Below are 13,149 nucleotides of genomic sequence, written 5' to 3' on the forward strand. Positions count from 1 at the left end.
CATGGCCGAACGTGATCTGCCCATCCTCCTCGTGCGCCACGCCGTGGCCGAGGACTCCCACGCCCTGGGTGACGAGGCCCGCGCCCTCACCCCGCAGGGCCGCGCCGCCTTCCGTCAGCACGCGAAGAAGCTCGCGCGTCTCACGCCGCTCATGGGCATCATCACCAGCCCCCTGGTGCGCGCGGTGCAGACCGCGGAGCTGCTCGCGGACGCGCTCGGCCTGTCCCACGTGGAGGTCCACCCCGCGCTCGTCCCCATGAAGGGCGCGGCCCGCAACGTGCTCAAGCTCGCGCTCGACGTGGGCCCGGGCTGGGCGCTGGTGGGACACAATCCCTCGCTGGAGCGCGCCGCCGCGCTCGCGCTGGGCCATGCCCTGCCGGACAAGCTCCGCAAGGGCTGCGCGGTCGCCCTGCGGCCCGAGGGCCGCGAATTCACCCTGCAATGGATGGCGGCGCCGGGGCGGTCCCTGCGGCGCCCGTGATCCACCCTCGCGGGCGACGAGGTGCTTTTCCGGGATTGGGTCGCATGCGGGAAGAGCCGTTGCGGTAGGATGCTCGCTTCGGCGCCTCATGCATGCCCCCCAGGCCACAGCCCTCGCGGTTCCCGGCGCCAGACACGGCCTGGAGCGCGCGTGCGCGTCGGTCGTGGCACGCATGAGCAGTCTGCTGAAGCTGATGCTGATGGCAGGGGTCGTCGTCGGGCTCGGGTTGCTGCCCGGCGTGATGGCGCCCAACAAGCCCTTCACGCCCACCGTCCCGATGAGCCAGGGGCAGGGCAATCAGGGCCCCTTCGAGGAAGACCACCCCCGTGCCGACGTCGGCATCAAGGTCTTCGCGGAGAAGCACCGCCGTTCGGGCGGCCTGTTCATCGAACCGGTCCCCACGGAATGCGGCCTGGCCGCGTTCCTCGCCTCGCTCCAACCCGCGTTGCGCGGCGTGGCCCCCGTGGCCCCGCCTGACGCTCCGGATGAGCCAGGCATCGCGCTGCGCCGCAAACAACTGCCGCGCCGCGGTGGCATGGACGAAGCCGCCGCCGTCTGACGTCCGCCGTCCCCCGCGCCTGAGGTCCATGAGCCGCGCGGCGTGGACGCCGTCATGCAGGTGGTGCCCAACGAAATGAATGGCGACGGTCACGGCGCGGATGCGCCAGGCCGCACGCCGAAGGTGGCCTCGTGCAGCCCAGGCGAGGACAAGTGGCGCGGACGGCCCCGCCCCCCTTCTCCCCGGGGTCCGTCCGCGCCCGTCGTATTCGCGCACACCCTTCCGTGACGGACGTGACGCACTTGTTGCCGGCGCGTCACGTAGGCGCGAAGCGATGCGCGCACAGTACGTGCCCGCCATGTCCCACGTACTCATCGTCGACGACGAGCGCGACCTAGCGGAGCTCATCGACTTCAACCTGCGCGGCGCGGGCTTCACCACCCGCGTGGCCTTCACCGGGGAGGCGGCGCTCACCGCCGCGCGCGAGCAGACCCCGGACGTGGTGCTGCTGGACCTGATGCTGCCGGACCTGTCCGGCATCGAGGTCTGCCGCCACCTGCGCGCCAACCCCCGCCTGCGTGACGTGCTCATCGTCATGCTCACCGCGAAGAGCGAGGAGGCGGACCGCATCCGAGGCTTCGAGGTCGGCGCGGACGACTACGTCGTCAAGCCCTTCTCCGTGCGCGAGCTGGTGCTGCGGCTCAAGGCCATCCTCCGGCGCTCGTCCTCGCCCCAGGAGGGCAACCCGCCCCTGGCGCTGGGCCCCCTGCGCCTGGACGTCACCCAGCACCGCTTCTTCGTGGAGGAGAAGGAGACGCCCCTCACCGCGCTGGAGTTCCGCCTGCTGGAGTACCTCATGGCCCGCCTGGGCCGGGTGCAGACCCGTGAACAGCTGCTGGAGCAGGTCTGGGGCCTGTCCAGCGCGCTGGAGACGCGCACCATCGACACGCACGTGATGCGCCTGCGCGACAAGCTGGGCCCTGCCCGTGCCCTCCTGGAGACGGTGCGCGGTGTCGGCTATCGCATCGTGGATCCGGCGGCCGGTTAGCCAGGCGCTCCCTGCCGTAACCCATTTGTCACACAAGGGCCGTCAAACGGCCACATCGGGTCCATAGATCGTCACGCGACCTCGACACCCTTCGAGGAGGAGACACCTCATGAAGAAGACTCTGCTCTCAAGCTTCGTCGCCTTCGGGCTTGCCGTCCTCCCGCTGACCGCCCAGGCAGGCACGGTGACGGTGAAGGGCTCGGACACCATGGTCATCCTCGCCCAGCGCTGGGCGGAGGCGTTCATGAAGAAGAACCCCGCCACCAAGATTCAAGTGACGGGCGGCGGCTCCGGCACGGGCCTGGCGGCCCTGCAGAACGGCACCACCGACATCGCCATGTCCAGCCGGGAGATCAAGGAGGCGGAGTCGGCGAAGATCAGCGCCCGCAACAAGACCGCGCCCACCGCGCTGTCCGTGGCCAAGGACGGCGTCACCTTCTACGTCAACGACACCAACAAGGTGGACGCGCTCAGCACGGAGCAGCTCAAGGCCATCTACCTGGGCGACACGACGAACTGGAAGGACGTGGGCGGACAGGACGCCCCCATCGTCCCGTACTCGCGTGAGAACTCCTCCGGCACCTACGTCTTCGTGAAGGACCACGTGCTGGGCGGCGAGGACTTCGCCCCGGAGGCGCAGACGCTCCCCGGCACGGCCGCGGTGGTCAACGCGGTGGCCAAGGAGAAGAACGGCATCGGCTACGGCGGCGCCGCGTACGGCAAGGGCATCAAGGAGCTGAAGGTGAAGAAGGGCAACGAGACCTTCGCCCCTAGCGCGGAGAACGTGAAGAGCGGCAAGTACCCGCTGTCGCGCGACCTGTTCTTCTACCTGGGCAAGGCGCCCGCGGGCGAAGTGAAGGCGTTCATCGACTTCGCGCTGTCCGCCGAGGGTCAGGCCATCGTCACCCAGGTCGGCTACTTCCCTGTGAAGTAGTTGGCGTCACGCGATTGTCACCCGGCGCGGGGTTCCCATGTTGGATAGACAGGCCGTCATGCAGGAGCAGGACCTCGCGCCCCCGGTGGCGCTGCCCATGCTGTCGCCCGCGGCACGCCGGCGCCAGCTGAAGGAAAAGGCCATCGCCGCGTTGATCACCGCGGTGGCCTTCACGGGCATCGCCGCGCTGGTGCTCATCCTCGTCTTCGTGGCGAAGGAGGCGCTGACGCTCGTCACCGACGCGGCGGCGCGCGAAGAGGCCAGCTTCTCCAAGATGTTCCTTCCCCAGATGGTGCGGAAGGGGAAGCCCCTGGGCTACGTGTGGCAGCCGGTGTCCGGCGTACCCAAGGTCAGCATGATTCCGCTCTTCATCGGCACGCTGAAGACGACGGCCGTGTCCATGCTGGTGGCCGTGCCCCTGGGCATCTTCGGCGCGCTGTTCGCCGCGGAGTTCGCCCCCCGCCGCCTGCGCGAAATCCTCAAGCCCACCATCGAACTGCTCGCCGGCATCCCGTCCGTGGTGCTGGGCTTCTTCGCCCTGATGGTGATGGCCTCCTTCCTCCAGGAGACGTTCGGCTTCACGTCCCGGCTCAACGCCGTGGTGGCGGGCCTGGGCCTGGCGCTGGCCATCGTGCCGGTCATCTTCACGGTGACGGAGGACGCGCTCACCGCCGTGCCGCGCAGCTACCGGGAGGCTTCCCTGGCGCTGGGCGCCACGCCCTGGGAGACGGCCTGGAAGGTGGTGCTCCCCGCGGCGGCCCCGGGCATCCTCGCCGCGTGCGTGCTGGGCTTCGGGCGCGCCATCGGTGAGACGATGATCGTCCTCATGGCCTCCGGCAACGCCGCCATCGTGTCCTGGAATCTGGGGGACTCCGTGCGGTCGCTGTCCGCCACCATCGCCGCGGAGATGGGCGAGGTGGTGGTGGGCAGCCCGCACTACGCGCTGCTCTTCTTCATCGGCGTGGAGCTGTTCCTCTTCACCTTCGTGCTCAACATGCTCGCGGGGGTGTGGACGAAGAAGGTCATCCAGCGGCTCAAGGGAGGTGCGGGGTGAAGCACGCCACACGCAAGGTCGTGGGCCTGTCGCTCGTGTCCCTCACGGGGCTGGCCGCGTTCGTCATGGTGGCGATGCTCGCCCTCATCCTCCTGGACGTCCTCCGGGGCGGCTGGAGCCACCTGTCCTGGCAGTTCCTCTCCCAGGCGCCGTCGGACGGGATGATGGGCGGCGGCATCTTCCCCGCCCTCTTCGGCACCGCGGCGCTCACGCTGCTGATGACCCTGGCGGTGATGCCGGTGGGCGTGCTCACCGCGGTGTACCTGCATGAGTACGCCCGGCCCACCAGCTTCCTGGCCCGCGCGGTGCGCGTGGCGGTGGCGAACCTGGCGGGCGTGCCCTCCATCGTGTTCGGCCTCTTCGGCCTGGGCTTCTTCATCCTCTTCGTGGGCAAGGGCCTGGACCACGCGCTGGGCTACGAGGAGCTGCACTGGGCCCAGCCGGGCATCCTCTGGGCGTCGCTCACGCTGGCGGTGCTCACCCTGCCCGTCGTCATCGTGTCCACGGAAGAGGCGCTGCGCGCCGTGCCTCAGGAGCAGCGCACCGCGAGCCTGGCGCTGGGAGCCACCCAGTCGCAGACGCTGGCGCGGGTGGTGCTGCCGGGCGCGCTGCCGGGCATCCTCACCGGCGCGGTGCTGGCCGTCTCCCGCGGCGCGGGGGAAGTGGCCCCCATCCTCTTCACCGGCGCGGCGTATTTCCTGCCGGACCTGCCCACGAGCCTGAACTCTCAGTTCATGCACCTGGGCTACCACACCTACGTGCTGGCCACGCAGTCGCCGGACGTGGAGGCCACCCGCCCGCTGCTGTACGCGACGGTGCTGGTGCTGCTGCTCCTCACCTTCGCCCTGAACCTGGTCGCGGTCGTCATCCGCACGCGCACGCGCCGCAAGGCCGCTGCCGGACACTGACGCTCTTCATCCCATGCCCCTCTCCTCCGCCACGCCTCGCAACAAGATGGAAGCCCGCGAGCTCACCCTGCGCTACGGCAGCAAGGTGGCCATCAAGCAGGTGAGCCTGCCCATCCTCGAGCACAAGGTGACGGCGCTCATCGGCCCGTCCGGCTGCGGCAAGTCCACCTTCCTGCGCTCGCTCAACCGGATGAACGACCTCATCCCGGGCGCGAACCACGACGGCAGCGTGTTCCTGGACGGCCGCAGCATCCACGACCGCTCGCTGGACGTGGTGGACCTGCGCCGGCGGGTGGGCATGGTGTTCCAGAAGTCCAACCCCTTCCCCAAGTCCATCTTCGAGAACGTCGCCTACGGCCTGCGCGTGGGCGGCCTCAAGGACAAGGCGAAGCTCGCCGCCCGGGTGGAGAAGTCCCTGCGCGGCGCGGCGCTGTGGGACGAGGTGAAGGACCGGATGGAGGAAAGCGCCCTGGGCCTGTCCGGCGGTCAGCAGCAGCGCCTGTGCATCGCGCGCGCGCTGGCGGTGGAGCCGGAGGTGCTGCTGATGGACGAGCCCGCGTCCGCGTTGGACCCCATCGCGACGGCGAAGATCGAAGAGCTCATCCACGAGCTCAAGGCCACGTACACCATCGCCATCGTGACCCACAACATGCAGCAGGCAGCGCGTGTGAGCGACCGGACGGCTTTCTTCTACATGGGGGAATTGGTGGAGTGCGGTCCCACGGAGCAGATCTTCACCAATCCCCACGAGAAGCGCACGGAGGACTACGTCACCGGGAAGTTCGGCTGAAGCCCTCCCGCGCGACGGAACAGGACGACATGGCGGCCACGCACACCGACAAGGCATTCGAGCAGGACCTGCGCAACCTGCGCGAAAAGCTGCTCGCCATGGGGGCCAAGGTGGAGGCCCTCATCTCCCAGAGCACCCGCGCCCTCACCGACCGCGACTCGGCACTGGCGGAGCAGGTGGTAGGGGCGGACCGCGAGGTGAACCGGCTGGAGGTCGACATCGACGACCTGTGCCGCCGCATCCTCGCGCTGCGCCAGCCGGCCGCCTCCGACCTGCGCCTCATCACCACGGCGCTCAAGATCGTCACCGACCTGGAGCGCATTGGCGACCTGGCGGTGAACATCGCCGAGCGCGCCATGGACCTGAACCAGGCGCCGCCGCTGGCGCCGTACGTGGACACACCGAAGCTGGCGGAGCTGGCGCAGCAGCAGGTGAAGAAGGCGCTGGACGCGTTCGTGTCCGGGGACGCGGCCAAGGCGGAGGACGTCCTCAAGGGGGACGACCTGCTGGATGCCCTCTTCCTGAAAATCTTCAACGAGCTGCTGGCGTACATGATGGAGGACTCGCGCAACATCCGCCGGGCCACGGCGTTGATGTTCATCGCGAAGCACCTGGAGCGCATTGGCGACCACGCGCTCAACGTGGCGGAGATGGTCATCTACATGGTGCGTGGCAAGGACGTGCGCCACCCGCGCAGCCGCGACCTGGAGTAGGCGGCTTCACCGGCGTGTCACGGCGAGTTGGCCGTCCCGCCGTCCCGCCGCCCCGGTCCCGCCTTTTGGGACCTCTAGGGTGGCGACATGCTCATCGCATCCAGCCTCCTCCTGGCCGCGTCCGCAGTGGGCCTCGTCGCCCTCCTCCTCCAGGCGCTGTTCGTGCGCCGCCACCGCCGCACCGTCCCCGCTAGCCCCACGCACCGCCCCGGCCTGTCCATCCTCAAGCCGCTGTGCGGCGTGGATGACGACCTGGTGGCGAACCTCGCCTGCTTCGCGCGGCTGCCCTACCCCCACTACGAGGTGCTGCTGGGCGTGAAGGACGCTCGCGACCCCGCCTACGCGGTGGCTCGGGCCGCGCAGGCGAAGTGGCCCCACGTCATGCGCGTGGTGCTCCAGGAGGGCGAGCCCGGCCTCAACCCCAAGGTGAACCAGCTGGTGACGCTGTCGTCCGAGGCCCGGTTCGACTTGTGGGTGGTGAGCGACAGCAACACCCGCGTGGGGGACGGCTACCTGGAGGAGATCGCCGCTGGATTCGAGGACCCCACGGTGGGCTGCGTGACGCACCCGGTGGCGGGACTGGGTGAGAAGACCTTCGGTTCGCTCCTGGACAACCTGCACCTGTCCTCCAGCGCGGCGGCGGGGATGATCGCCGCGAAGCACGTGGCGGACCGGGACATCGTGGTGGGCAAGTCCATGGCGCTGCGCCGCGAGGACGTGGAGGCGCTGGGCGGCTTCTTCTCCGTGAAGGACGTGCTGGCGGAGGACTACGTCATTGGCCAGTGGGTGACGCGCAAGCTGGGCAAGCGCGTGGTGCTGGCGCACGCCCCTGTCTTCAATGTGTCCCTGCGCAAGAGCGTGGACGCCTTCTTCCAGCGCTACCTGCGCTGGAGCGTCATCCACCGCACAGCGGTATCGCCCTCGACGTACCTGGCGCAGGCGCTCCTCAACCCGGTTCCGCTCGCGGTGCTGGGCGCGTTGATCCACCCGTCCGCGCTCACGGGCCTGGCGGCGCTGGCGGTGGCGCTGGGCAAGGTCTGGGTGGACGTGGCGGTGTTCCGCTCGCTGCGGCCCCAGCCCGTTTCCTTGCGCGCGGCTCCCGCGGTGCTGGTGAAGGACGCGCTGCTCTTCGCCGCGTGGTGGCACGGCGCGTTCAGGCGCACGGTGGACTGGCGCGGCACGCGGTTGCGCGTGGTGTCAGGCACGCGCCTGGTGCCGATGCGTGCTCGTGGCACTCCCGCGACGGAGTGGATCCCCAGCAACGGGGTGGGGTGAACGACGCTGGCCCAACTTTTGACGAACCTTCGTACAGCAACCCTCGCCGCTCGAAGAATCGATGCCTATCTCCTTCAACATGCCCTCCCTGAAGCTGGCGCATCTTTCGGATCTTCACCTGGACATGAGCCGCGAGAGCGATGCATCCGCGTCCTCATTGGTGAAGGCCCTGACAGCGCAGGAGGTGGATCACGTGGTGGTGACGGGAGACCTCACGCACCGCGGTTCCCACGCCGAGTTCCAGCGCTTCCGTGAACACTTCTCTCCCTGGATGGAGACTGGACGCCTCACCTTCATCCCCGGCAACCATGACCGGCCCGGCGAGGATGTGGGCAGCGTCTTCATGGAGGGTCGCAAGGTCCACACGGTGGAGAAGGCGGGCCTCTTCCTGGTCTGCGTGGACTCCACCGGTGAGCACAACCGCAACTATTTCCACAGCCACGGCGAACTGACGGAAGGCGTCGTGGACGAAGTGGACCGCGCGCTGGAGCAGGCGCCGAAGGACACGCTGGTCGCGGTGCTGCTGCACCACCACGTGATGCCGCTGCCGCTGGAGAGCTTCCCGGAGTGGATCGCCACGAAGTTCGGATTGCCCCACGCGTCGGAGCTCGCGTTGGGAAGCCGACTGCTGGAGCGCGTGGGCGGCCGGGCTGATTTGGTGCTGCACGGCCACCGCCACATCCCCAGCGAGGCGGACCTGGGCACCCCGGGCGAGCGCTCCTTGCGCGTCTACAACTCGGGCAGCAGCACGGACCTGGGCCGCTTCCGCGTCTTCAGCCACATGGCCGGCCAGCTGGTGGGCGAGCCCGCGTGGTGCCAGGCGTCGGAGCCCGCGAAGCCGCGCACGGCGGTCCACAACGTCAGGCCCGCCCTCCAGTACCTGGTGGGCCAGCTGGGCATGGCGCTGTTCTAGGGCCTGCCCGGCTGCCTGCTGGAGGCTGTCCCTGAGTACAAGTGTCGCGAATGCCAGCAGGGCCCCGGAAGGTTCTCCTCAGGTCAGGAGGATGCTTGGGGCGACTCGCGCTGGATGATGGGGCTCGGAAGGTCCTGGTCGTGGATGACGATGCGGACTGGAGGGAGTTCCTCCGGGTGAGCCTGGAGGACCTCGGCTATGAGACCACCGAGGCAGCGGACGGACAGGAGGCGCTCGACTCGCTGCGGCGGGGCGAGCGCTTCGGCGTCATGCTGCTGGACCTGAACATGCCGGGGATGAGCGGCCTGGAGGTGGTGGAGAAGCTTCCACGCGCGTCCACCAACCCGCGCATCGTCTTCCTCACCTCCGCGGCGGCGCAGGATGTGGGCAGCGCACTCATGTCCGGTCCCCACTACTACCTGCCCAAGGGCGCGAGTCGCGACCAATTGTCGCTCCTCCTGCAATCGCTGGGGGTGTAGGACTGGACGTGTCACCCGCCGCGATGTGGCGGGGTGGGTCCAGCCGGGAGGTCCGCCATCGTCACGGAGCTCGTTATCATCCTCTTGCTGGTCCTGGCCAACGGCGTCTTCGCGGGCGCCGAGCTGGGCCTGCTGTCCGTGCGCAAGACGCGGCTGAAGGAGCTGCTGGAGCAGGGCAGCAAGTCCGCGAAGGCCGTCGCGGCGCTGCGGGATGATCCGGAGCGGCTGCTGGCCACGGTGCAGATTGGCATCACGGTGATTGGCTCCACGGCGGCGGCCTTCGGCGGCGCGAGCATCGCGCACCGGCTGTCGGGGGTGCTGGCCGGGTTGGGTGTGCCGGAGGCCACGGCGAGCCAGGTCGCGTTCGCGCTGGTGGTCGCGCTGGTGTCGTACCTGTCGCTGGTGCTGGGAGAGCTGGTGCCCAAGTCCCTGGCGCTGCGCTACTCCGAGCAGTACGCGCTGACGCTGGGCCGGCCTCTCAAGGCGTTGGCGTGGGTGATGCGGCCCCTGGTGTGGTTCCTCACCGCGAGCTCCAACGTGGTGCTGAAGCTCTTCGGGGACAAGACGAACTTCTCCGAGTCGCGCCTGTCACCGGACGAGTTGCTGCAGCTGGTGGAGGAGGCGTCGAAGCAGGGCACGTTGGATCCGCGCGCGGGGGAGATTGCGTCGCGGGCCTTCGCGCTGGGGGATTTGACGCTGGGCGAGGTGATGGTGACGCGCGAGCACATCATCTCGTTGCGCCGGCACGCGAGCAACGAGGAGATCCGCCAGGTGCTGCTGGAGCACGGGCACTCGCGGATGCCGGTGTACGAGGGCACGCTGGACAACGTGGTGGGCTACATCGTGGCCAAGGACCTGCTGGGCGTGGCCTGGGAGGGACACCTCATCGTCATGGAGGACGTGCTGCGCCCGCCGCTGTTCCTGGTGGAGTCCATGCGCGCCATCGCTGCGATGAAGGAGCTGCAGCGGCGGCGGATGCAGCTGGCGGTGGTGGTGGACGAGCACGGCGGCGTGGTGGGGCTGGTGACGGTGGAGGACCTGGTGGAGGAGCTGGTGGGGGACATCCTCAGCGAGTCCGAGACGCCGGAGGAGCTGGTGCGGCGCGAGGGCCCCACCGTCGCGGTGGTGCAGGGCGAGGCGAGCCTGCGCGTGGTGAACCGCACGCTGGAGCTGGAGCTGGAGGAGAGCGAGGACTACTCCACCGTCGCGGGCCTGTGCATCGCGCTCGCGGGAGGCGCCATCCCGGAGCCGGGCACGAAGCTGCCCATGCCGGACGGCACGGTGCTGGAGGTGATGGAGGCGTCACCGCGCCGCGTGCGCCAGGTGCGCTTCCACCTGCCGGCACAGCCCGCGCAGCCGGAGGCGTGACGGCGGTCCCTCCTCTTCGTGCGAATCCGGACGGGTGCCCTGGGGTGCCGTTGGTAATACCGCACCGGGCACCTATATGCCCGGGAGGGACACCCTGGCCCTGGGGAGGCGCGCGCAGCGGATGCAGTCCTCAGCTCCACGCATCGCATTCGTCATCGAGACGACGCTCGGCAACGCGGTGTTCCTGGACAACCTCAAGCGGGCGATGGCGCGCCGCGACGACATCGTGCCGGTGTGGCTGCCCATCGACGAGCACGCGGATGACGTCTGGGAGCAGCTGCCGCTGGTGCGCTCGCGGCTGTCGGTGCGCGGAGGGCTGCGCGCCCGGAGTGCGCTGAACCAGGCCTGCGCCACGGAACCGGTGCGGGCCGCGGTGGTGCACACGCAGCGGATGGCGCACCTGTCGCACGACTTCATGCGCCGCGTGCCGAGCGTCATCTCCACGGATGCGACGCCGAGCGGGCTGGAGGAATACCTGCGCTACTACGGCCTGCGCACGCAGCACGCGGGCTGGCTGGGCCGGGCGAAGAACGTGTTGCACCGGCGCACGTACGCCATCGCGAAGGGGCTGCTGTCCTTCTCCGAGTTCACCAAGCGCTCCCTGGTGGAGGAGTACGGCGTGCCCGACACGAGCGTGCATGTCGTCTGGCCCAGCGTGGACACGACGCTGTGGCGGCCCGCGCCGGAGAAGAAGCGCCGGGACGGAGTCGTGCGGCTGCTCTTCGTGGGAGGCGACCTGGGGCGCAAGGGCGGCCAGCTGCTCTTGCGCTGGGCGCGCGATACGCGGCGGAAGGGCTGGCACCTGGACATGGTGACGTCCACGCCCTTCGAGGCGCCGCCGGGGGTGCGCGTGCACGTGGGCCTACAGCCGAACTCGCCGGAGCTGATTGGCCTGGCGCAGGCGGCGGACCTCTTCGTGCTGCCGACGATGGCGGACATGTCGTCGTGGGCCATCGCGGAGGCGAAGGCCGCGGGCCTGGCGGTGGTGTCGACGCCCGCGGGCGGCGTGGGTGAGCTGGTGCGGGACGGCGTGGACGGGCGCATCGTGCCAGCGGGGGACTACACGGCGCTGGCGCACATGTTGGACGCGCTGGTGCAGCGCCCGGCTACACTGGAGGCCATGGGACTGGAGGCCCGCCGCATGGCCGAGGCGCACATGGACCTGGACACGACGTGTTCGCGGATGCTCGCGTTCATCCGTCAGGTGACGGGCGTCTGAGCGGGACATGCGCTCGCGCCATCCCGCCCTGGAGCATGTGCACCCGCAGGCCCGGGGCGGTCCCATGGATCGCCAGCTCCGGGTCACCCTGCACTTCCATCCGGATGTCCTCTTCGAGGGAAGCGGCATCCTGACCGCGATGCGGCGTGACGGCCGGTACCGCTCCCAGTTCGAGACGCGCACGAGCAACGGCGGACTCACGGCGTTTCCCGACGGAGCCCGCTGGCGGTGGGAGAGCCGTCTCTTCAATGGCTTCTATGATGCGCGCCACGGCAGCGAGCGCCCCAAGTACGGCTCGCTGAACTTCCGCGGAGAGGCCCATGGGGGCTCACCCCGCTTCGGCTCCAGCTACTTCCGGCTGACGGAGGCAGCGCTGGACCGCTCCAGCTTCTGCTTCCCGGACAGCGTCTTCGAGCCCACGTCCTTCGGGACCTCCGAGCGGATGGCGCTGATTGGCCTGGCGGAGGCCACGCCCTTCGAGGATCCGCTGGACTGGTACGTCGAGGCCCACGTCCATGGCGACCTCCGGATTCCAGAGGACATCGAGGCCCTGGTGCTCGACCCCAGCTACGAGGGAACCCCCATCGAGGACGAAGCGCGCGCGTTGGGCGTCCGCGTGGAATGGCATCCGGGCTACGCCGTCACGCTGAACGAGCTGCGGCCTCACGCGAGCTACCGGGGTGACGACATCCTCCGGCTCGCGGAGCAGCTCGCGGACGATGAACGCCTCACGCCGTTCATCCTGGGCCGGGCACGTGCGGACGCGTCGGTGGAGCCGCAGCAACTCAAGAAGGTCTGGCACTGCCTGGCCCGCTTCGGCCGGAGCTGGGGCATTCGATAAGGGGAGGACCCTGCGCCACCAGCGCGAGCAACGGCGGGCTCACGGTTTCGCCGCGAGGGTGCGGGCGAAGTCCGGCTCCAGGCGCTGGAGCAGTTGCCACTCCAGGTCGCGGTCGCGGTCCGCGGGGACGAGCCGCGAGCCCTGGATGCCATCCGGCTGGTATTCCAGGCGCGGCTCTGACTGATCAGGCCGACTGGGGGCGACCGCGATGGAGCGCTCGTTGCGGTAGTACCGGATGGTGCATTCACCGGAGCCGCGCTCGGTGCCCACCACGAAGAAGGTCGCGTAGTGGGTTCCCAGCGAGGAGGGCGGAGTGATCTGCGCCCACTCCGTCCGGGCCTCGTAGCGGGTGGGATCCGCGATGACCGAGAAGCCCTTGTCCTTGAGCAGTGCAAGCGCCGTGGGCCACACGTCCGCGAGCTGCTTGCGATACACGTGTTCGCGGACCTCATCCTCCAGCGCGACCTGCTGGCGTTGGGCCGCGCAGCCCATGCCCATCAAGAGCAGGACCGGGAGGGCCAGCAGGGAGACCGCGCGGGGCGACGACGTCTTCTGAGGGTTCATGATCCAGGCTCCAGGTGGGATGAGGCAACGCCATCCCTTGGAACGTCCAAGCCCCGCCGGCAT

General features: G+C 69.4%; 15 protein-coding genes. 14 read left to right on the forward strand and 1 reads right to left on the reverse strand.

Going from position 1 to position 13,149, the window contains the following annotated elements; genetic code table 11:
• Position 1: 1 nt before the first annotated feature.
• The 14 genes from GTZ93_RS40270 (at position 2) to GTZ93_RS40335 (ending at position 12,522) form a co-directional block, all read left to right on the forward strand.
• On the forward strand, positions 2-481 hold the full coding sequence (locus GTZ93_RS40270) for a SixA phosphatase family protein (protein WP_120580413.1): 480 nt from the start codon (positions 2-4) through the stop codon (positions 479-481).
• A 172-nt stretch (positions 482-653) separates the two neighbouring features.
• Positions 654-1,040 (forward strand): hypothetical protein, encoded by a 387-nt coding sequence (locus GTZ93_RS40275; protein ID WP_121752175.1) that lies wholly within the window; start codon positions 654-656, stop codon positions 1,038-1,040.
• A 298-nt stretch (positions 1,041-1,338) separates the two neighbouring features.
• Positions 1,339-2,028, forward strand: coding sequence for a response regulator (locus tag GTZ93_RS40280; protein WP_120580417.1), 690 nt, complete (start codon positions 1,339-1,341; stop codon positions 2,026-2,028).
• Positions 2,029-2,137: 109 nt separating this feature from the next.
• Positions 2,138-2,962 carry a phosphate ABC transporter substrate-binding protein gene (locus tag GTZ93_RS40285; protein WP_139915586.1) on the forward strand — a complete coding sequence of 275 codons (825 nt, stop codon included), beginning with the start codon at positions 2,138-2,140 and terminating at the stop codon, positions 2,960-2,962.
• 58 nt (positions 2,963-3,020) lie between these two features.
• Positions 3,021-4,016, forward strand: coding sequence for a phosphate ABC transporter permease subunit PstC (pstC, locus tag GTZ93_RS40290; RefSeq protein ID WP_169821295.1), 996 nt, complete (start codon positions 3,021-3,023; stop codon positions 4,014-4,016).
• On the forward strand, positions 4,013-4,924 hold the full coding sequence (pstA, locus tag GTZ93_RS40295; RefSeq protein ID WP_139915585.1) for a phosphate ABC transporter permease PstA: 912 nt from the start codon (positions 4,013-4,015) through the stop codon (positions 4,922-4,924). The genes pstC and pstA overlap by 4 nt, the downstream gene beginning before the upstream one ends.
• Positions 4,925-4,970: 46 nt before the next feature.
• Positions 4,971-5,714, forward strand: a complete 744-nt coding sequence (gene pstB / locus GTZ93_RS40300) for a phosphate ABC transporter ATP-binding protein PstB (protein ID WP_120594271.1) — start codon at positions 4,971-4,973, stop codon at positions 5,712-5,714.
• Between the two features lie 29 nt (positions 5,715-5,743).
• Positions 5,744-6,427 (forward strand): phosphate signaling complex protein PhoU, encoded by a 684-nt coding sequence (gene phoU / locus GTZ93_RS40305; RefSeq protein ID WP_120567750.1) that lies wholly within the window; start codon positions 5,744-5,746, stop codon positions 6,425-6,427.
• A gap of 87 nt (positions 6,428-6,514) precedes the next feature.
• On the forward strand, positions 6,515-7,702 hold the full coding sequence (locus GTZ93_RS40310) for a ceramide glucosyltransferase (protein WP_139915584.1): 1,188 nt from the start codon (positions 6,515-6,517) through the stop codon (positions 7,700-7,702).
• Between the two features lie 61 nt (positions 7,703-7,763).
• On the forward strand, positions 7,764-8,615 hold the full coding sequence (locus GTZ93_RS40315; RefSeq protein ID WP_139915583.1) for a metallophosphoesterase family protein: 852 nt from the start codon (positions 7,764-7,766) through the stop codon (positions 8,613-8,615).
• 95 nt (positions 8,616-8,710) lie between these two features.
• Positions 8,711-9,094 (forward strand): response regulator, encoded by a 384-nt coding sequence (locus GTZ93_RS40320; protein ID WP_120567753.1) that lies wholly within the window; start codon positions 8,711-8,713, stop codon positions 9,092-9,094.
• 84 nt (positions 9,095-9,178) lie between these two features.
• Positions 9,179-10,462, forward strand: coding sequence for a hemolysin family protein (locus tag GTZ93_RS40325; RefSeq protein WP_139915582.1), 1,284 nt, complete (start codon positions 9,179-9,181; stop codon positions 10,460-10,462).
• A gap of 121 nt (positions 10,463-10,583) precedes the next feature.
• Positions 10,584-11,681, forward strand: coding sequence for a glycosyltransferase family 4 protein (locus GTZ93_RS40330; RefSeq protein ID WP_139915581.1), 1,098 nt, complete (start codon positions 10,584-10,586; stop codon positions 11,679-11,681).
• 64 nt (positions 11,682-11,745) lie between these two features.
• Positions 11,746-12,522: a DUF3626 domain-containing protein gene (locus GTZ93_RS40335; RefSeq protein WP_257978963.1), complete on the forward strand. Its 777-nt coding sequence runs from the start codon at positions 11,746-11,748 to the stop codon at positions 12,520-12,522.
• A 39-nt stretch (positions 12,523-12,561) separates the two neighbouring features.
• Here GTZ93_RS40335 and GTZ93_RS40340 read toward each other — a convergent pair whose 3' ends face one another.
• A complete protein-coding gene (locus GTZ93_RS40340) occupies positions 12,562-13,086 on the reverse strand; it encodes a hypothetical protein (RefSeq protein ID WP_139915579.1) in 525 nt (174 codons plus the stop codon).
• Positions 13,087-13,149 lie beyond the last annotated feature (63 nt).

This window comes from Corallococcus exiguus, from assembly GCF_009909105.1.
Lineage (GTDB): Bacteria > Myxococcota > Myxococcia > Myxococcales > Myxococcaceae > Corallococcus > Corallococcus exiguus.